Raw genomic sequence first — 19,738 nt, 5'->3', positions numbered from 1 at the left:
CTATTTTTCCTTACACCCGAACTTTCATAGTCTCTGCCCGTTCTGCCAGACGATAGAGCTGATCACGGCCTGCATGGTAGGGTTCAGGCCAGTAAACGCCTTTGTCACCAAGTTCTGCAGCTGCGTGAAGTGTCCAGTATGGGTCAGACAGGTGCGGGCGTGCCAGACACACTAAATCAGCGCGGCCTGCCATGAGGATGGAGTTCACATGATCAGGCTCGTAGATGTTCCCGACAGCCATGGTTTTTATGCCGGCATCGTTGCGGATGCGGTCTGAAAACGGCACTTGGAACATGCGGCCATAAACGGGCTCGGCGCGGGTGCTGGTCTGGCCTGCGGAGACATCACAGATATCAACTTGTGCTGCATCGAGCATTTTTGCGATTTCGACTGCCTCATTGGCTGTGAGGCCCTCGTCTTCCACCCAGTCCGTTGCCGAGATCCTCACGGACATTGGCTTTTCCTCCGGCCAAGCCTCGCGAACTGCTTTGATGACTTCCAGCGGGAATCTCATGCGGTTCTCTAGTGAGCCCCCGTATTCATCCTCACGTTTGTTTGTGAGCGGAGAAATGAAGGAGGACAGCAAGTACCCATGGGCGCAGTGTATTTCGACCATGTCGAAGCCAGAGGCATTTGCCATTTTCGCGGCGTTTACGAACTCCTGTCTCACGCGGTCCATATCCGCGCAATCCATCTGCTTAGGTATCTGGTTGCGTTCAGACCAAGCGATTGGCGACGCTGCAAGAAGTGGCCAGTTTCCGTCTTTCAAAGGCGCATCCAGCTCTTCCCAACCACGTTGAGTGGAGCCTTTGGGGCCCGCATGGCCGAGCTGGCAGCAGACTTTCGCGTGGCTGTGCTCGTGGACGAAGTTGGTAATGCGTTGCCATGCGGATTGATGTTCTGGTGCGTAAAGGCCCGGGCATCCGGGGGAGATTCGGCCTTGCGCGCTGACGCAGGTCATCTCGACAACCACCATGCCCGCTCCGCCTTTGGCGCGTTCGCCGTAATGGGCCAGATGCCAGTCGTTGATGGTTCCGTTTTCGGCCTTGTACTGCGCCATTGGCGAGACAACTACGCGGTTGTGCAGCTCCATTTCCCGCAGTTTAAATGGGGCAAACATTGGTGGGCGTGGCGCGTTGTCGGTATCTGACACACCGGCCTGATTTTGGAACCAGCCTTCTGCTGTGCCCAGCCATTCAGCGTCGCGTTCACGAAGGTTCTCGTGGGAGATGCGCTGCGAGCGGGTCAGCAGCGAGTAGTTGAACTGGACAGGGTCCAGCTGAAGATAACGCTCGACATTTTCAAACCATTCGAGAGAGTTACGGGCCGCTGACTGGAGTTTCAGCACTTCCGTACGGCGTTCTTCCTCGTATTTCTGGAAGGCCTCTCCAATGGAGTTTTCGCTGTGCAGATAGTTCGCCAGTGCGATTGCGCTCTCCATGGCAAGCTTGGAGCCAGAGCCGATGGAGTAGTGTGCGGTAGCGGCGGCGTCGCCCATGAGCACGAGGTTTTCGTGGGACCACTTTTCGCAGAGCACGCGTGGGAAATTGATCCATGCGGAGCCACGAATGTGGTTGGCGTTGGTCATCAACTCATGGCCGCCGAGATACTTTTCGAAGATCTTTTCGCAGATCCGGCAGGAGTCTGACTGGCTCATTTCGCCAAAACCGAATGCCTCGTAGGTCTCTTCGGAGCATTCTACGATGAAAGTCGCGGTGTTATCGTCAAACTGATAGGCATGTGCCCATACCCAGCCGTGCTCGGTTTCTTCAAAGATGAAGGTGAAGGCATCATCGAACTTCTGCTGCGTGCCAAGCCAGACGAACTTACACTTTCGGGTGTCGATATCCGGCTTGAAGACCTCTGCAAACTCGGTACGGCTTGTGGAGTTGAGACCATCGGCTGCAACGACGAGGTCGTAGTCCTTCATGAACTCTCTGGCGCTGGTGTAATTGCGTTCAAACTCCATATGAACGCCAAGCTCACGGGCGCGGTCCTGAAGCAGCAGCAGGAGTTGTTTACGTCCAATACCGCAGAAGCCATGACCGCTGGAGATATGACAGGTGTCTCTGTAGTGAACTGCAATGTCATCCCAGTAGGCGAAGTGGGCACGGATGGCTTCTGCGCTCTTCTCGTCGTTTGCCTTGAAGTTATCAAGCGTCTCATCAGAAAGAACCACGCCCCAGCCAAAGGTGTCGTCAAACTTATTCCGCTCGATAACGGTGACCTCATGTTGAGGATCACGCAGCTTCATGCTGATTGCGAAATAAAGACCTGCCGGACCGCCTCCGAGACATGCGACTTTCATTGCTTCTTCCCCCCTTAGGCTGCGGATGCCTAATTCAATCTGGGACAAGCGTGACAGGTTTCCAAAAATATTTCAAATATAAAATATCTAAGTCTGAAATATATGCAGCATCACCCGAATGAGTGTCAACTTGTTGTATTTTATAGATTTATTATTGTTTGCAGATAAGCTGGACTATGTGGCTTGAAAAAGCCGGTATCATGCGCTTGTCATTGAATTATCTATATCAGAATAAAATGCGAAGGTATGACAAGCGCTGATTCTGTGAGGATCTGAGAAAAATGCGAGGGCCTCAGGCCGTCGCGTGTGCAGGAAATTCGATGGTGCGGCCATCGAAGGCTGGAGACACATTCTCGGGCAGCTCTGATCTTAACTGCTGGTAATCCAGATCGCAGTGCAAATTGGTGAGGATAGCCTTATTCGGCTTAAGCTTGCTAATCCACTCCAGCGCATCATCGACGCAGAAATGGCTTTGGTGCTGCTTGCGTCGCAGCGCATCCACAATCCACGTATCCAGCCCCTGCAATGCATACAGGCTGCTTTGTGGGATATCTTTGACATCCGGGGTGTAGGCCAGATCCTGAAAGCGGAAGCCCAGTGCATCAATATCGCCGTGATTGACCTGAAAGGGCAGTGCCGTGATTTTGCCCCCTGCTCCGTGGATGGTGACAGGTGTACCGTCAATAAGTCGATTTTCACTCAGGATTGGCGGATAGCCGGACCCTGGCGGCGTAACGAAGCAATAATCAAAGGCGGACCGCACGCGCTTGGAGGTAAACTCGTCCATATAGACCGGCACTTTCGCGCGCTGCATCAATGCAAAGAAGCGCAGGTCATCAATGCCGTGCAAATGGTCTGCATGTGCATGGGTGTACAGCACTGCATCGACCTTTGTGACACCTGCGGAGAGCATCTGCGCACGGAGATCCGGTCCGGTATCGATGACAATGGTGGTCGTCCCGTTTTCAGAGAACCGCTGAACCAGAAGTGCGCATCTTAGACGTCTGTTTTTGGGCTCGTTGGGGTCACACTCGCCCCAATCGCCGCCAATCCTTGGTACGCCTGTTGATGAGCCGCAGCCCAAGATTGTGACCTTTAAATTACTGGTCATCGGTCCTCTCAAATAAGTAGCGGCAATTGGGTCCGCGTCAGTCTAGCCAATCAAGCTGGCTGTGGCACCTTGGAAAACAGGCGCAGGAAATTGGCTGTGGTGGCGGTGGCCATCTCTTTTTCCGAGACACCCAGTGCTTCGGCCAGAACCTTATTGGTATGGGCTACATACGCCGGTTCATTGCGTTTGCCGCGCCAGGGTTGCGGTGCAAGATAAGGGGCATCTGTTTCAACAAGAAGGCGGTCCATTGGTAGCTCTGCTGCGATCTCGCGCAGTTCAGTGGAGCGTTTGAAGGTCAGGATACCTGAAAATGACACGTAAAGCCCCAGCTCAAGGCCCTTCATGGCAAGCTCTTTGCCAGAAGAAAAGCAGTGAAGCAGCGCCGGGAAGCGCCCGATCTTCATTTCTTCTTCCAAGATACGCATCATGTCTTCGTCTGCATCGCGGCTATGGATCACCAGTGGTAACTGGGTTTCACGCGCTGCGTTGATATGGGTGCGCAGGACTTTCTCCTGAGCTTCGCGCGGGGCGTGGTCGTAAAAGTAATCCAGACCTGCTTCACCGATTGCAACCACTTTCGGGTGCTTTGCGAGCTCGATCAGCTCTTCTGCGGTAACATCGGTTTCTTCACCAGCCTGATGCGGGTGGGTGCCAACGGAGCAATACACGCTGTCATAGGTTTCCGCGATCTCTTTGATCTGCTGGAAACGGCGGACACGGGTACAGATGGTGACCATCAGCTTGACGCCTGCTTCGTGGGCGCGTTCGATGATCTGGTCGCGTTCTTCGGCGAAATCTGGAAAATCCAGATGACAATGACTATCAACTAACATGGTCACAGCAAAAGCGCCTCCAGCGCGATTCTGTCAATAGGCCTTGTCGGCCTCTTGTTTCATTTCTTGCGGAAATGCCAGTGCACTTCCCATAAACAGGACGGATTGCTTTAAATGAAAGCAGGGCAAACTACTGATGATGTGGATTTAATGCAAATGAAATTGTTCGCCGATGGCACTACAGCGGATATTCCTGAGCATAAGATCTGACGGCGTAAATGAAGCGCAGAGTGTGTTGGGAAAGTGAAGCCAGCGAGCTCATAAAACAGCGTAGATGTCGCCTGAGTTCGCTGAATGGTCCAACTGAGTGACGAGTTGGCGGATTTGCTCCGCGGGCTGGTTTTGCTCGTAGAGCATGCTGCAGCTTTCACCAAGTGATGCATTGAACTTATAGTCGCCAATCGCCTGGAGATACCCGATGCAATCGAGTGCGATTTGTCGCTGGATGGTTGTGAACTCGAAAGATAGAGCGGGTATTTTCGTCTCAAGACAGGAGAGAATAAGCGCCTCGTATCCCTCCACATCGATTTTGACGAAGTTTGGCATGCCATACCTGCTGAGCAACCTTTCCAACGTCATGGACGGCACCTTCAGTGTGGTATCCCAGTTTTCCTGCTGCCAGTTTTGGGCGGTATTCGCAGCTGTCATGAACTCACTGGATGCGGAAGATACTGTGGGGTTGGCAGAGTTTACGTGCAATGTGACGGGCTCGTTATTCTCCCCGCACACCGCCTGAATGAGTGTGACGGCACTGTCTGCGCCGTGAATGAGCTGCAATGCGCGAAAGGCTAGAGGTTGCGGTTCCAAAGCGACCACTCTTGCATCCAGACGCCTGAATGACGAGATACGGTCTCCCACATGTGCGCCTATATCAAATGCCAGATCATTGGGACGAAGGAATTTCCCATAGAGCTGGTCTTTAGCCTGCGCCTGTGATTTGTCGCCATGATAGATGCGCAGGGAGCGGAATATCCCTTGAAGGGCGGTTGATGCCATATGCTCCCAGTCCTTGCCTTACACCTCAGAAACAATGGTTGATTGCGGGCAAGCTTATTAAGCGCACATGTCTTTTTTTAATTCAATAAAGATGCTGGGTACATTCGCCGGGATTTGGCTGCGTCCATAAGAAAAAAAGGGGAGGCACTGGCGCCTCCCCTTTTGCCAATGGTATAGTATTTTAAGCGGCTGTTTCCGGTTCAACGTAGCGTGGGAAAACGCCTTGCGGCTTAGGCAGCTCACGTCCGCCTTGCAGGCGGCCAGCTTCACCAAGCTGCGCAAAGGTGCGTTCATCTTCGCCCAGCACCAACAGATCAAGCAGTTTTGCCGCGGAGCCAGGCATGACTGGCTGAGCGAGAATACCGACCTGACGGATGATTTCTGCGGTGGTGTAAAGCACGGTGGCCATGCGCTCAGGATCTGTCTTCTTCAGCGCCCACGGCTCCTGTGAGGCAAAGTAGCGGTTCGCTTCGCCAACGGTTGACCAAACACACGCCAGTGCGTGGTGGATTTCCTGTTTGGCCATGAAACCACGGCATTTTTCCAACATCTCGTCTGCCTGCTGCAAGATTGCCTTGTCGTCAGCAGTAAACTCACCTGGAACCGGCAGCTTGCCTTCGCAGTTCTTGAAGATCATGGAAAGCGAACGCTGTGCAAGGTTGCCGATGTCGTTGGCAAGGTCAGCGTTGATGCGGTTTACCATTGCTTCGTGGTTGTAGTTACCATCCTGACCGAATGGAACTTCACGCAGGAAGAAGTAGCGGATTTGGTCCAGACCGTAAGTGTCCACGAGATCACGCGGTGCGATCACGTTGCCCAGAGACTTGGACATCTTTTCACCTGAGTTGAACAGGAAGCCGTGGGCAAACACGCGCTCTGGCAGAGGCACACCGGCAGACATAAGGAATGCAGGCCAGTAGACCGCGTGGAAGCGGATGATATCCTTACCGATGATATGAGCGTTGGCAGGCCAGAACTTGGCCATAGGGCCGTCCATATCCGGATAACCAAGCGCAGTGAGGTAGTTGGTCAGAGCGTCGACCCAAACGTACATAACGTGCTTTTCATCGCCCGGAACCGGGATGCCCCAGTCAAAAGTGGTGCGGGAGATGGATAAGTCTTTCAGGCCGCCCTTTACAAAGCTCATGACTTCGTTGCGGCGTGCGTTTGGACCGATGAAGCCTGGGTTCTTCGCGTAGAGCTCGATCAGCTTGTCTTCGTAAGCAGAGAGACGGAAGAAGTAGCTTTCTTCTTCGACCCATTCAACAGGTGTGCCCTGAGGGCCGTAGCGAACACCGTCTTCGCGAACTTCGGTCTCGCCTTCCTGATAGTAGGCTTCGTCGCGCACAGAATACCAACCGGCGTAGCTGTCTTTGTAGATGTCGCCAGCGTCCGCCATTTTCTGCCAGATTGCCTGACAGGACTTATAGTGACGCTCTTCGTTGGTCTGAATGAAATCGTTGTTGGAGCAGCCCAGCATCTCGACCATTTCGCGGAAGAGAGTGGAGTTCTTATCTGCAAGATCTGAAGGTGACATGCCTTCCTTGACGGCGGTCTGAAGCATTTTCTGACCGTGTACGTCGGTACCGGTCAGGAAGTATACCTCACGGCCATCCAGTCTTTGAAAACGGGCCAGCACGTCAGTTGCAATTGCCTCGTACGCGTGACCGATATGCGGCTCACCATTTGGGTAGGAAATTGCTGTTGTAATATAGAAAGGCGATTTTTCTGTCATATCCTAAGGCGATCTCTTGATCCGGGATCTAAATCTGGGAAGTTCATTGAGCGTGATGCCCAAAGACAACAGTCTACCGTCAGCCAGAGCTTGCTTTCCGCAGGTCAATGAGGAAAGACAAAACAACTTGCTTCCGATCGAGGTTTAAAGCATCTGCAATTGATGCAGCGCGGCCCACCTTTTCCCACAAGTCTGCCCACCTGACAAGCGCATCTGGTCTGGAGCTTGCATCTTTACGCAATTGATTGCTTAGGAAAGTACGTGCGAGCTCCAAAAACGTGTTCCACGCATCCTCTGCACCGCGCGCGGAAACCTTGTCTGCAAAGCTGTAGGCACGGATCATATCCAGATTGGCGACGGTCTCAACCAGCGCGGTGAATTCTTGTGCAATGTCCAACGCCCCCCCGTTTGCGGCCAAAGCTGCCTGCCGCAGGCTACCGTCTGCAAGTGTATGCAGGGCTGTTGTGTTGCTAGGGGGAATGCACCCCATTTCTGACAGGGCCTGCTCAATCATTGGCTCTTCCAGCTTGCGCATTGTGAGCTTGCGGCATCTGGAGCGGATCGTCGGCAAAAGACGTCCGGGATTGTGGGAGAGCAGGATAAACAGAGATTGTTTCGGCGGTTCTTCGAGAATCTTCAAAAGAGCATTGGCAGCAGACTGGTTCATATCATCTGCAGAATCAACAATACATATGCGCCAGTTGCCGCCAGCTGCAGTAGAGCCAAAGAAGCCCGTCGTCTTGCGCACTTCGTCCACTGGTAGGTCGCGCTTGAAACGCTTTGTCTTCAGATCCCATGGGCGGCGCAGATGCAGCAGGTCTGCATGGGAACCCGCGGCAACCATTCGGGCGCTGTGGCTCTCAGGAGGCACATAGAGGCTGTTTGCTGCCATGACGGGTGTTGAGAAACGGTCCGGGTGCTCGAGGATAAAACGGGCGAAACGAAACGCGAGCGTGGCTTTGCCGATGCCTTTCGGGCCACCCAAAATCCATGCATGGTGAAACCGCTGTGATCTGTAGGCGTCAAGCAACTCTGTTTCGGCAATCTCATGGCCGTAAAGCTGGGACTGTTCTCGTGGCAGTGGCAGGCCATCAACCTCGTCAAACTCAGGAGCTTCTTCGATTATGGGAGCCTTGGCCATCCTCACCCTTCCCTGTTGGCTTGCAGATCACCTGCTTCGCGCTCAATCTCGCCTGCAAAGCGGTTCTGCACGGCCTGCCAGATGTCTTCGGTCACCTTATCCTGAGACTGGTCGCCGTCAATCACCACGATACGGTCTGGTTCGTTCTGTGCCATTTCAAGAAATAACTGTTGCCTGCGGCGGTGTGTTTCCAGAGTATCGGTTTCAAAACGGTCGGGACCGTCGAACTCGACAGGAGCAGTTCGTTTTGAGACACGAGCCAAGCCAACTTCAGGCGTTACGTTGATCAGCAAGGTCATATCCGGATTGTGACCTGCAATCGCGACCTGTTGCAAGGCTTCAACGGTCTGCGGAGGAACGCCGGATTCGCCCTGATAGACGCGGGATGAATCTGCAAAGCGGTCACAAAGTACCCATTTTCCGACATCCAAAGCTGGTTTTATGAGCGTGTCGATGTGGTCGGCGCGGGCGGCAGCAAAAAGCACAGCCTCTGCGGTGACACCGTAGTCTTTCGCGGCACCTGACAGAAGGACTTCGCGTACGAGCTCTGCGCCTTTTGAGCCTCCGGGCTCGCGTGTGGTGACAGCCTCGATGCCTTTTGAGGCAAGCTTGTCACGCAAACGCAGAATTTGAGTAGACTTACCGGCGCCTTCGCCACCTTCGAAACTTATAAAGATACCCGACAACGTCGATCAGGCCTCCAAGACCTTCGGAATTCAATAGTACTGAAGACCGGCTATTTAGAACAATTGATAGAAGAACTCGCCAAGCGCGTCCCAGGCACGGCCCTGCAGGTCTCCGATCGTTACATCTTCTCCTGTAACCAGTGTCGCCCGATAAATCACGTCATTTTTAGAAAGAACTTGCAGTTCTCCAACTTCTGTTCCTTCCTTGACGGGTGCCGGGATCGGCCCATTGTAGACAACACGTAGCTTGTACTTGTCTTTCTCGTTGGGGTTGATGAGCGCCGCCACCGCATCACTTGTTTTCAACGAGACGGTGGTTTTCCTGCCGCCATAGACTTGTGCATCACTGACCAAATCCCCTTTGCGATACAACTGCTCGAGCTTTAGGCCGGAGAACGATGGTAGCAGCAGAGTTTTCAGGTCTTTGATGCGGTCCTCAGCGGTTGGCGAGGCTGCGATTGCAGCCAAATAGCGCCGCCCGTTGCTGTCGAGCGTGCCCAGTGCGGCAAAACCTTCTCTTTCAGAAAAGCCAGCACCAAATCCATCCAGCCCCTCAATCTCTCTGATGAGCGGGTTTTTGTTGCGCTGGGTGATTTTGTTCCATGTAAAGCGATCCATGGCAAACACAGAATGGAGTTCTGGTTCATGCTCAAGAACATAGATCGCCAGAGTAGTTAGGTCTTCGAGTGTTGTTTTATGGTTTTCATCTGGAAAGCCTGTCGGATTGGTAAAGTTGGAGTTCTTCATGCCAATCTTTTTGGCAAGCTTGTTCATTTCACGCGCGAAGTTTTCTTCACTACCTGCAAGACCTTCAGCTAGTATGATGGCAGCGTCATTTGCACTTTGCACAATAAGGCCATACATCAGGTCATTTACCGAGATGGAAGAACCCAGACGCGCAAACATGGTGGTGACACGCGCAGGTGCACCGCCTGTACGCCATGCATGTTCGCTCACCTCAAACATAGTTTGCGGTGTTATATCGCCTGCATGGATCGCCTGTTGTACTGTTACAGCGGTCATCAGCTTAGTCAGGTTTGCAGGGGCAAGAAGCGCTCTCGAGTTCTTTGAGAACACCATGTTTTGGCTGGAAAAATCGTAGAGCGTTGCAGCTTTGGCTTTTATCTCCACTGCCATGGCAGCAGGAGATATTGTCAGCATTGCGCACAGTGTCAGCGCTGCAATGGCTGAGGGCCTCCAGCTCTTGAAAGAAGGCCAGCGATCAGCGTTGTATTGAGGTTTATGCTGTTTGCACTTCTGCCATCCAACCTGCACGCCTGCGTCTCCTTAGTTGTTTTTTGTGAGGCTATGCTAAGCCTCATCCCTTAAAACAAACACTAACGCAGGTCAGCAGATTGGGTAAAGCCGCTTGAAACTAAATGACTTAGTGATTTTGGCCAGTACGAGATAGCAGTAGGTCTTTTAGTCCAGATCCACCCGAGATTGACTCGAACGCTTCATAAGCATTGTTCAGCCGTTGCTGCGAGACATAGGATGAAATCGCGTTGCCGGTCTGGAATGTTGGCGCACTGCTGCTGGACGGAGTTTTGTAAACACCTGTGCTTGGCGGTGGAAGCAATGAGCTGCCAAACGTTGATGACACCGGTTGTACCGCAAGTGCCGGCTCAGGCGTATTGGGATTTGCGCTGATCGCCAATGCATTGTTTATGCGGTTTCTGAAGTTGCCTATGGAAGCAACTTGTGTCGCACTCATGCTGCGTTCGTAAATCACAGCCGGATCGATCTGGTTTGCGTTGAATGCCAACACGTTCTGCGCGGCAAGAGTTGGCGCATCGTATGGCCTGCTTCTAGGTGTGGGCGCTGGTCCGGAAATCCGATTTACAGGATTTGCAAAGGCAAACATGGTGCGTGGCGCAAAGCCGCCGCCATTACCAGAGTAAGAGGCCAGCAGTTTCTTTTCATCCTTACCGTGCAACGGTGCCCGGCCAACATATTCGACACGTACTTTAGCAACACCGCTGGATTTTGTGCCAAGCATGCCTGCTACGCGTTCTGACAAGTCGATGACGCGGTTGTCGTGGAACGGTCCACGGTCATTTACGCGCACGACCATGGAACGGCCATTTTGCAGGTTCGTCACCTTCGCATAGCTCGGCAGTGGCATTGTCGGGTGTGCGGCAGTCAACGCGTTACGGTCGAATACTTCGCCGTTTGCGGTTTTACGTCCATGGAAGGTCGGGCCGTACCAGGAGGCCTTGCCGGTCTTCTTGTAGTTCTCATCCTTTTTAGGATAGTACCATTTACCGGCAACCTTATAAGGTTTGCCGACAACGTAGCGCCCGCCCCCTTTGGGTACAGGCTTGGCACCTTTCACCACACGCGGGCTTGCAGCGACGCCGTATTTCTTTTCACTGAACTTCACTTTATCTGTGCCGCCACCGCAAGCTGCAATACCTGCACACAGGGCAACCACAGATATGCTGGTTGCTACGCGTTTGATCGTTTGGGGAGCTGGTGCTTTCACCGAATAGCCCCAATTCAGTAAAGAAGTCATACCGTTGTTACTCACTACATGTTCGGCATTGACGGATTTCAGTTTGATCGAGCGAAAATACCCGAGCTCGTTACAAACTGAACCAATATTAAAAAGATAGCCGATAAACCTTAACTGAATCCAATCAAAATGTCTCCACAAGAAACCGAGTTTCTTAAGAGAGGCGATTTCCTTAGGGGAAAAGGCTGTTTTGGCGGGAGCATTTGATTTTGCAGCGAAAAAAATAAATTCAGGCTGTGGAACAAGTTTTTCGACCGCTTGACTTTGCAGGCCGCATGAACCAAATAGAGCCCACACCACACAGCCGGAGAGGTGGCAGAGTGGTTGAATGCACTGGTCTTGAAAACCAGCGGGCGTGGAAGCGTCTCGTGGGTTCGAATCCCACCCTCTCCGCCACTCTATCTTATTGATAGATAAGACAAAAAACACCCGCCACTGTGCGGGTTTTTTTGTTTTTTAAGTGAGAACAAAGCGGGCTCAAATGTTATCAAAAAATAACAAAAGTCCCAGAAAAGTCCCAATAGTCCCGGAAAAGTCCCGGAATGCCAGTTCTTTTTGTTCCCTCCTCGTTCCTGATTCCGACATGGATTAAATTCATGGGTTGCAAAACGAAAAAAAGACCCGCCGAGTTTCCTCAGGCGGGTGCGTCAACGTTTCGAAGGATGGGGCTTCCATCTCACATGGCTATCAGTTCTTCTTGATCCAGACCTGATAGATTTTTGCGAATATCTGAACAGTGATCCAGACGGTTCCCAAGATCGGAAGGATGGTTTGAGATTCTTGTGCAAGCCATTCAATCTTGTCGTGAAGACTTGGCCACGCTAAAGCACCAGCCGCAACAGGCACGGTCACTTTATCTTGAATGTTCATGGGCAACCCTCTTCCTCTTCCAGCTCGACAATGCGATCCAGAGACTTCAGCAAGGTAGGAGAGACGGCATCCGCGTCACTCTCCTCCCACTGGATCTCAGCAAGCAAGGGACAAGGGTCATAGGTTTTTGGTGGCTGCACGCTTTTTAGCGCGCTCGCGCACCCGATCACGGGAAGCAGCGAGACTACGGCTATCAACCGCACGACGGGCTTCAGCCAGCTTTGTGGCCTGTTCAACTTTAATGGTCTTAATAGCGTCACGGCGTATCAGCTCCTCATGGCGCTTGTCTTTGAGCCAACCACGGAGAAACTCCGCGATTAGCCCGATGAAAAATTCCAGAATCATGTGTTCTGCCTTTGATGCTCTCTCACCTACTTTTAGGATTTGAGAGCGCCGATATGCCCGTCACCGTTGAGGTCCTGCTGAAGCCGTGCCTCAATAAGTTCGGTTACGCGCTCATAGGAGAGATCGAAATAGTCAACAGCTTGGGGGACTGCCTTCAACGCATAGGTGACTGCGTGGCCTACGATCTCGTTCTTGACTTCGACTGTAGGTGCTCGGTTAAGAACTCTCTCAGAGACCTTGGATTTACCGAACATCACCCCGTTCATGAGCGCTTCGTTGAGACGTTCCTTAAGCTGATCATCGAGCTTGATATTCGTTCGCTCTTCAAAGGCGTTCATGGCGCGTTTAGCAAAGTAGAGAAGAACGACACCCAAGACAGGAAACAGCACGTCGAGTACGGGGGTGAGGATTGGTGAGAGGTCAATCTCTGCTGCTTGCGCAGAACTCGGCACAATCGCAAAGGCCAGACAAAGGGATACTGTTACCAACGCCAATAAGGCGTAGGTCATAATCTTCTTCAACATGATTGAAGCTCCATAGATTTACTGGGCGGAAAAATTTCAGAGCGCAGCCGCTTTTATGAGTTCTCGCAACTGGTCGCCCACTTCGACAGGCTTGCCGGGGCGAGGCATGCCAGGAAGCCAGGTGATGTCCCATTTGTTGCGCTGCTTCACATTGAGAGTTGGCTGTACCTCTGCATGGGTAAGCACGGTCTGCCGAGTAATCGGGATTCCGTAGGTCTTGCAAAGATCCGCCACGGCTTCCGCCAGTGCGCGTACCTGAACCTTTGTGATCGGGTAATCACCCTTTTCAAATGGGCTCTCCTTGGCCCCTGCCATGGCATCGACCGCCACCCCAATTGAACCGGTGTTGAGTGCTCTGGTGTGAGCCGCGTACTGTCCATCACGGCAATTGACGTTCGCCTCTGGTTTCAGTGCTCCTGTATGGACTTTGCCCATGCGATCGACGATCAGGTGGTAATGGCTACGCTCAAGGCTGTTCACACCATCAGCACCGGCAGTCCAATGCATGATGATGCGCTTCAAGCCGGTTTTTGGGGTGGGAATATTTAAGTTGGCTTCGCCTTTTCCAGCAGCAAAAAGGGCTGCCAAGGTCAACTCACCTGCAATATCGTGTTCCAGATCGTGAGCATTTTGGAAGCGTTTCAAGGCCTTTTCGGTCTTCGGACCAAAGAACCCATCTGGTCTGCCGGGGTTAAACCCATGCTCATGTAGTGCTCGTTGTATCTTCAACCAGTCCATGCGATTTCTCCAGATTTTAGGCATAAAAAAACCGCCGTGAACGGGCGGATTGAATTGGCAGGTTCAGGTTGCGTCAGGCGAAGATGTTGATACCTTCGTCCGGCGCGGGTGCGGGGCGCGGCGGCAAGATGAGCACATCGCCAGCTTTAAGGACGAGCCTCTTGGCAAGGCCGGGATTGGCAGACCAGATCAGTTTGCTTGTTCCGTCGTGGTCGCCATAGAAGTTGAAGGCAACAAGGTCCACAGTGTCACCGTCGGTCGGGTAACACTTCGTCGTGCCGTCGGTTTGGGGGACAAACTCCATTACTCCGGTCCATCTCCTTCATTGAGGCCGATATTGCTGAAATCTGGTGCAAACTCGCTTGTGTTGCCTTCAGGAGAAGTTGCGCTCACGGCCTGTTTTGCTTTCTGCGCATCACCTGACCCACTCTCACGCTTCTTGTCTCCACCGGAAGGTGGCTTACAGTGCAGTGTGGTGTTGAAAGCATCGCTTCCGGTGAAGGTGTTTGTGACACTCTCAATGGTCCAGAGACCGTCGATTTCAGGTCGTATCGCGACCAGCGCAAATCCTTCAGCAATCACATTCACATTTCCATGAATGACAAACTCAGCATCGCCCTCTTCGCGGGATACCTCGGAGATCTTTGACTTGACTGCGCGCTCTGCTTCAGCCTTGCTCTGAAACACTTCGCGGATATCAAGATCAATGCCGTCTTTGGATTCTGTTTTCTCTTCAACGACAACGTTTTTGCGTTTCGCTCTGTCGTAGTACTTTGCGCGCACCTTCTTGTAGCGAGGCTTGTCTTTCGAGAAGACCTGATAGCTGATCACGTTGAAGCCGTAGATCACATGAACCTGAGGGATGGGTTCTCCTGAGGTTTTCTCCCCCTTCCCCCGTTTGGCTACGATCAAACGGCCTTTCTTGCTTGAAACCAAGGCGTCTAGGGACGTTCCAAGACGGGATGCGAACTCAATATCGCTTTCTTCAGTTTGGGCCTCAAACTCGTTCTTCTCCTTTGAAATCTCATCGGATATCGCAGGCTTAAGCTCCATACGGCCAGCAAGTTCCTTTAAGATATCGCCGTAGGTCGGGTAGTCTTTCTGAGAGTAGGACTTGGTTCGGCGTTGGTGGGCTCCAGATCTCGGATTGAGCGACTGCGCGTTGATTGCAATGGTATCGCCGCTGTCATCTCCTGAGAACGTGGTTTGATCGATGGTGAACTCACCGAATACTCGGTTGGCTAAACCAAATCTCCCAACTGCTGTGAGTGTTTGACCCTCACGCGGCGCCCTGATCCTTCTGTCCGGATCGGTAAGCACCACATCCAGCGTGTCGGCGTTGTTGCCAGACACATCCACAACGGTTGCTGAAATCAGGTATTGCGAGAGATTGGCTGTGATGTCCGCTCCGTTTAAGAGCAACTGCAGAGACGGCTTCATCAGAAGATGTCCAGAATTGCACTGAGAAGGCCGCCTGCGCCGCCATTATAGCGCTTGAGCGTCAGTTCACAGTCCACCTTGTTCGGGATGCCATTCACGTCAATATAGGAGTGTTTTTCTTTCAGGCTCACACCGACATAGCGACCGAAGATCAAGCCGCTGATGTGCAACATCATAAAAGGCGTTTGATGTTTGATCGCTGCGCGTATCCCGGCAACCTGTGCCATCACCATAGGGGCCTGGGCTCTTGGATAAAGAGTGCTGACCAATGAGATTGTATCTTCTCCGGCGCCAAGAAGATGCGTCGGCATGGGAGCCTGCAGGACGGGAGCTGAAACCACACGGCCACTAGTGGTTCTTACCAGCTCATTGAAAGAATAGCCCGTGATCGTGAGGCGGAACGGCCCCCATCCAATTAGCATTCCATTAGCTCCTATTAAGCTACATCTCGTGCACGAAGGGAGAGCTGCGAAGACCTCGCCAAGAGCATGTCGAGCTCTCGTTTCAGCTCGCTTCGCAGGCGTTGCGATGCAGTGCTCATGAGCCCTTCCAGCTGCGATTGGATCTGGCTCATGGTCTGTTCCGGGTTGTCTGAGGTGATGGAGAAGTGGACACCGCCCATATTGACGGAGACCTTTACCTGCGAACCGGTCAGGCTTGTTATGTCAATACCAGGAGCACCACCCGCTCCTTGAAGAGCGTGCTTACCCATCTTGGAGCTCGGAATGATCTGACCATCAGTATCCGGAACAAAAATCTCGGGCTCTTCTTCTCCTACAAGGAAAGCGCCACCACGCCAGACAGGACCGCCTTTGCGACGTGCGCCATCCAGCTTCACATTTGCTGCAGGAGCACCATAAGCGACGCCGGGAGTGAAGACATTGGAGTTATGACCTTTCAGGATTGCCCCGAGAGATTTCAACTCATCACCGAGCGTTCTGGTCTTCTTCGTTGCCTCATCAATGCTACTTGCGTCCACTTTCGGAGTGGCAGTAACGTTGAGAGAAGACTGGAACTTTTGAGCGGCCTGCTCTGCCCGTTCTTTAAAGCGCTGAAGGTACTTGTCCTGATACAGCTCATCGATGGATTGCTCGCCATCAAGCGTCTTTCTGATCGCACCTTCCAGCTGTGCCGCAATACCCCTCGCCCGTTCGCCATCTCTACTCAGCATGGCCATGTAGGCTTCAAGAGCAGTCTTCAGATCGCCTGACCAGTTGCTTACTGCCGCTGCAAGGGTTTGGTCGGTATCCTTGATTGCACTGCGAGCGCTTTGAGCTGCACCAGTGTGCTTCTGGCGCGAGCGGTTCATCTGCTCGGCTCGCAGCTGTGCTACCTTAAAGACTTCATCGACAGAGTACTGTCTGGTGTTTTGTGGATTGGCCTTGGTGTTGTTCAGGAAGGTTGTGGCTGGCGCCGGTTCCTGATCTCCACCTTTGAAGTTCAGGTTTGCAGCCTTCCAATTTTTCCTGAGTTCCTCTGTTCCCGCTACCTCACTTGGTGTCAGGTTCTCTACCCAAAGCGTGCGCCAAATTTCCTTAAGGCGATAGATAAGCTGCTTCAGTTCTTCTTCAGCGTCACCCGATGCAAAGTACTCGCGCCAAGGCGGCGGGCCATCAAACACAAGACCCCATGCAAAAGTGCCCAGTTCTTCAGCCAGAAGTGCCCAGCCAATTGGGCCAATCAACCCACGCCAGATCAATTTACTCAGGAATGGAATAACCGACTTCCACTTGAACTTACCAAGGATGTTCGTCAGCCCTTTCCATGGGATCTTCTTTATTCTTGTTGCCCAGAATGAACGGCGAAGAAACGGGATAAGGACAGCCCACTTCAACGCTCCAGCAAGATTTTTCCAGTCTGTAATTGGTGTGACTACATCTCCCCACGGAACAGGTTTAATAAGGTCCGTCCAGATCGGAGGAAAGATAATGCCGCTCCAGTCCCTGAGCTTGGGAAGGACATCTGACCAGACAAACTTGGCTGTGGCAGAGATTACGTCAATCGGGCTTGGAATCTTCCATTCCAAACCAGCCAGCCAACCCTTAAAGTCCGCAAAGGCTTCCTTGGCTTGATTTATACTCGTGGTCGCAGAATTCACCCACCCAGCAAGGCCCTGCCCCATCTTGCTGCCCCAACGCCGCCAGCTGAATGTGTTCGTATTGCCGGTCAGTGTTGTGAAGAGAGAAGAGAACGCATCCCCAATGTCGTCTAGCAGGTTCAGCGTGTCGTCACTCAGGCCGGTCGTCAGACCTGCCCAGAAGCCATCGACAGCAACTGAAAACTGTTTCCACTTCAAATGAGTAAACTTGGCGAAGCCTTTGAAAAATTGGAGAGCTGGTCCTTTGATCTCGTTCCAGTTCATTGCAGCAATAGTTGCAAGGCCGGCACCAACCCATGTGATTGGATTAAGAGCAAATGCAGCTGTCGCAGCAATACCGCTGAGTATAAAACCAAGTGGAGCAAGCGCGCCAATAGCCAGCGCGGTGTATGCCCCAAACTTCAGTAACTCCGGGTTTTGCTTGGATAGATCGGTGATGCCGGTAGTGAGGGAGGAGATCGCTAAAGAGACATCTTCCAGCATGCCGGTTTTTGCCAGCCGGACGGTGATGTTCTCGAAGGCTGCGCTCAAGCGCATCCAGACCCCGACAATACCCTTCACACGAATGCGTGCCATGCGGTCAGCAGCACCAGCATAGTTGTCTGCCAAAGCGTCAATGGTGCCCTGAAGGTCAGAGCCCTGCATGGCAAGCATCTTTGCCTGGTGACGGACGCCGAAGAGCATCGGGAAGAGAGCAGCCGTATCAGGTCGTTTCTGAGAGTCCACCAGCAACTTGACCAAATCGACTTCTGTACCCAGAACGGAAACGGTATCAAAGATTGAGTCTGAAAGTGTCTTCTGATCAATGACGCCGTTCTTACCAATCGACTTGCTGATCAAGTCAGTCAGTGCGGCGGTGAGCTTCAAAGGTGAGCGGCCAAGTGCGGGGTTCTCCAACGCACCTGCTATCTGCTTTTCAAGCCCGGATACATCTATGCCGTCCAAAGACAGTTGTGCGATCAGGTCTTTTGCGTTGATCTGGCGGGCGCCGGTCACATAGTCAGACGCGGACTTACCCATTCTCGCCAGAGCCGTCTCCACCTCTTTCGTTGGTTTCAAAAGCCGCGTGATCGCAAAGCGCAAACCCGTACCGGCATTGCTTGCCTTGATGCCGTTATTGGCAAGCACCATGGTCATGCCAGCCATTTCTTTAAGGCTCATGCCCGTTGCAGCAGCAAGCGGCGCCACATATTTGAATGTGGTAGCCATCTGCGAAATATCGGTGTTTGACTTTGTTGCTGCGTAAGCAAGAACGTCCTCCACCTCTTTCATGCTCGCAGCAACCTGCTCACGGGTTGCCATTGGCAAGCGCATGGCCTGTGCAACGTTTGTCATGATATCGGCGGTTTCAGGGATCTCGATATCACCGGCCAGAGAGACGTTCAGCGTGGAGCGCAAAGAGCCCATCATCTGCTCAAAGTTCATTCCCGCTCGGTTCAGCTCAAACGCTGCTCCAAGAATGTCCTTGTTCAGCGCGGGAAAGTCTGAGTTGAGCACCATCGCGTACTCTTCAAGAGACTCTCGCTGCCGGTCTGTCAGCAGTCCAACGGCCTGCGCCGCATTGCCCATCTTCTCATAGTCATAAACAGCTCGTGCGCTTGCCGACGCCGCCATCATGATCCCAGCAGACATGGGAGCAGTATTGACGGCAGAGCGGCGAGCGGCATTACCCACAGCGCCGATTGCTGCAGGCGCAGCCATAGAGGCAGCACGCAAAGATTTTGTTGCAGCGGTAACGGAGGAGAGCGTCCCGGCAACAGCTTTGCCAGGGCGGCTCACCCCGTCCACCAGCCGCATTATCAGCTTGGCTTCATGAGAGGGCATCGAGTTGCTTTTGCTTTGAGAGTGTCTTCCTCTTGGAAACGCTGAGCTTCAGGAAACCACTTTGTGGCCAGCTCAATCCAATCCATTTCCAAGAGATCGGGGTAGGAAAACCCTAGGTATCGGGCGACGCTTGCTGCGTATCGGTGCCAGTGCTCTGGGCTGGCTCTGACAGTCTGCCCTTCACGACCTGCTCCGACATTTCCTGATACGCTTCGCGCAACTTCCGGGGCAAAAAATCATTGAGTGTCTCCATGACCTCGACGAAGTCATCTTGATCCAGATCTTCAATGACGACAGCAGGAACCCCTGTCACATATGCAGCAAGGACAATCAGAGATTCACCTACAGGCAATTCTGAGACTTCCTTACCCTTCATCCGTTTGAAGGTCACTTCCTTGTAGACCTTGCCATCCCATTCAAGGGGTTCCTCAAGAGGGATGGTTTTAGTCCGTGGGGTTTTCTTGACAAACTTCGGAGCTGGCTTAGCAACCTCCTCCGCTTTTGCCGTTTTCTTAGCTTCAAACTCTGCAATCTCTTCAGGGCTGGAAGCCTGGATAGTGTCGTTCTGACCCAT

Annotated in this window: 18 protein-coding genes and 1 tRNA gene; 1 reads left to right on the top strand and 18 read right to left on the bottom strand. The window is 52.7% G+C overall.

Going from position 1 to position 19,738, the window contains the following annotated elements; all coding sequences use genetic code 11:
• Positions 1 to 10 precede the first annotated feature (10 nt).
• From IE076_RS12075 to IE076_RS12035, 9 genes are all read right to left on the bottom strand, one after another.
• On the bottom strand, positions 11 to 2,308 hold the full coding sequence (locus IE076_RS12075) for a bifunctional salicylyl-CoA 5-hydroxylase/oxidoreductase (protein WP_189437058.1): 2,298 nt from the start codon (positions 2,306 to 2,308) through the stop codon (positions 11 to 13).
• A gap of 292 nt (positions 2,309 to 2,600) precedes the next feature.
• Complete coding sequence (locus IE076_RS12070; RefSeq protein ID WP_189437057.1) at positions 2,601 to 3,419, bottom strand: MBL fold metallo-hydrolase; 819 nt, start codon at positions 3,417 to 3,419, stop codon at positions 2,601 to 2,603.
• Between the two features lie 50 nt (positions 3,420 to 3,469).
• Positions 3,470 to 4,252 carry a TatD family hydrolase gene (locus IE076_RS12065; protein WP_189437425.1) on the bottom strand — a complete coding sequence of 261 codons (783 nt, stop codon included), beginning with the start codon at positions 4,250 to 4,252 and terminating at the stop codon, positions 3,470 to 3,472.
• Positions 4,253 to 4,510: 258 nt separating this feature from the next.
• Positions 4,511 to 5,248, bottom strand: coding sequence for an FkbM family methyltransferase (locus tag IE076_RS12060; RefSeq protein ID WP_189437056.1), 738 nt, complete (start codon positions 5,246 to 5,248; stop codon positions 4,511 to 4,513).
• Between the two features lie 181 nt (positions 5,249 to 5,429).
• Positions 5,430 to 6,983 (bottom strand): methionine--tRNA ligase, encoded by a 1,554-nt coding sequence (metG, locus tag IE076_RS12055; RefSeq protein WP_189437055.1) that lies wholly within the window; start codon positions 6,981 to 6,983, stop codon positions 5,430 to 5,432.
• Positions 6,984 to 7,062: 79 nt separating this feature from the next.
• Entirely contained in the window at positions 7,063 to 8,124 is a 1,062-nt protein-coding gene (locus IE076_RS12050; protein ID WP_189437054.1) for a DNA polymerase III subunit delta', read from the bottom strand.
• A gap of 2 nt (positions 8,125 to 8,126) precedes the next feature.
• Complete coding sequence (tmk, locus tag IE076_RS12045; RefSeq protein WP_189437053.1) at positions 8,127 to 8,810, bottom strand: dTMP kinase; 684 nt, start codon at positions 8,808 to 8,810, stop codon at positions 8,127 to 8,129.
• Positions 8,811 to 8,864: 54 nt separating this feature from the next.
• Positions 8,865 to 10,085, bottom strand: coding sequence for a D-alanyl-D-alanine carboxypeptidase family protein (locus IE076_RS12040; protein ID WP_209009064.1), 1,221 nt, complete (start codon positions 10,083 to 10,085; stop codon positions 8,865 to 8,867).
• A gap of 109 nt (positions 10,086 to 10,194) precedes the next feature.
• Positions 10,195 to 11,622, bottom strand: a complete 1,428-nt coding sequence (locus IE076_RS12035) for a septal ring lytic transglycosylase RlpA family protein (protein WP_308936433.1) — start codon at positions 11,620 to 11,622, stop codon at positions 10,195 to 10,197.
• A gap of 9 nt (positions 11,623 to 11,631) precedes the next feature.
• On the opposite strand from IE076_RS12035, the gene IE076_RS12030 reads away from it, so the two are divergent.
• Positions 11,632 to 11,721: transfer RNA gene (locus IE076_RS12030), tRNA-Ser, on the top strand.
• 291 nt (positions 11,722 to 12,012) lie between these two features.
• Here IE076_RS12030 and IE076_RS12025 read toward each other — a convergent pair.
• The 9 genes from IE076_RS12025 to IE076_RS11985 form a co-directional block, all read right to left on the bottom strand.
• Positions 12,013 to 12,195, bottom strand: coding sequence for a hypothetical protein (locus tag IE076_RS12025; protein WP_189437052.1), 183 nt, complete (start codon positions 12,193 to 12,195; stop codon positions 12,013 to 12,015).
• A gap of 117 nt (positions 12,196 to 12,312) precedes the next feature.
• Positions 12,313 to 12,540 carry a hypothetical protein gene (locus IE076_RS12020; RefSeq protein WP_189437051.1) on the bottom strand — a complete coding sequence of 76 codons (228 nt, stop codon included), beginning with the start codon at positions 12,538 to 12,540 and terminating at the stop codon, positions 12,313 to 12,315.
• A gap of 32 nt (positions 12,541 to 12,572) precedes the next feature.
• Positions 12,573 to 13,064, bottom strand: coding sequence for a hypothetical protein (locus IE076_RS12015; protein ID WP_189437050.1), 492 nt, complete (start codon positions 13,062 to 13,064; stop codon positions 12,573 to 12,575).
• Between the two features lie 36 nt (positions 13,065 to 13,100).
• Entirely contained in the window at positions 13,101 to 13,802 is a 702-nt protein-coding gene (locus IE076_RS12010; RefSeq protein ID WP_209009063.1) for a peptidoglycan recognition protein family protein, read from the bottom strand.
• Between the two features lie 73 nt (positions 13,803 to 13,875).
• Positions 13,876 to 14,106, bottom strand: coding sequence for a tail protein X (locus tag IE076_RS12005; protein ID WP_189437048.1), 231 nt, complete (start codon positions 14,104 to 14,106; stop codon positions 13,876 to 13,878).
• The gene (locus IE076_RS12000; RefSeq protein WP_189437047.1) at positions 14,106 to 15,242 is read right to left on the bottom strand and encodes a phage late control D family protein; all 1,137 of its coding nucleotides are present in this window, start codon (positions 15,240 to 15,242) and stop codon (positions 14,106 to 14,108) included. The genes IE076_RS12005 and IE076_RS12000 overlap by 1 nt, the downstream gene beginning before the upstream one ends.
• Entirely contained in the window at positions 15,242 to 15,664 is a 423-nt protein-coding gene (locus IE076_RS11995) for a phage tail protein (RefSeq protein WP_189437046.1), read from the bottom strand. The genes IE076_RS12000 and IE076_RS11995 overlap by 1 nt, the downstream gene beginning before the upstream one ends.
• Before the next feature lie 14 nt (positions 15,665 to 15,678).
• Positions 15,679 to 19,164 carry a phage tail tape measure protein gene (locus IE076_RS11990; protein WP_189437045.1) on the bottom strand — a complete coding sequence of 1,162 codons (3,486 nt, stop codon included), beginning with the start codon at positions 19,162 to 19,164 and terminating at the stop codon, positions 15,679 to 15,681.
• 112 nt (positions 19,165 to 19,276) lie between these two features.
• A complete protein-coding gene (locus tag IE076_RS11985) occupies positions 19,277 to 19,738 on the bottom strand; it encodes a phage tail assembly protein (protein WP_189437044.1) in 462 nt (153 codons plus the stop codon).

The sequence above is a fragment of the Pseudovibrio japonicus genome (genome assembly GCF_014651595.1).
In the GTDB taxonomy this organism is placed as follows: Bacteria; Pseudomonadota; Alphaproteobacteria; order Rhizobiales; family Stappiaceae; genus Pseudovibrio; species Pseudovibrio japonicus.
The sequence above is the reverse complement of the archived record's forward strand: the minus strand, read 5'-3'. Positions and strand labels throughout refer to the sequence as shown.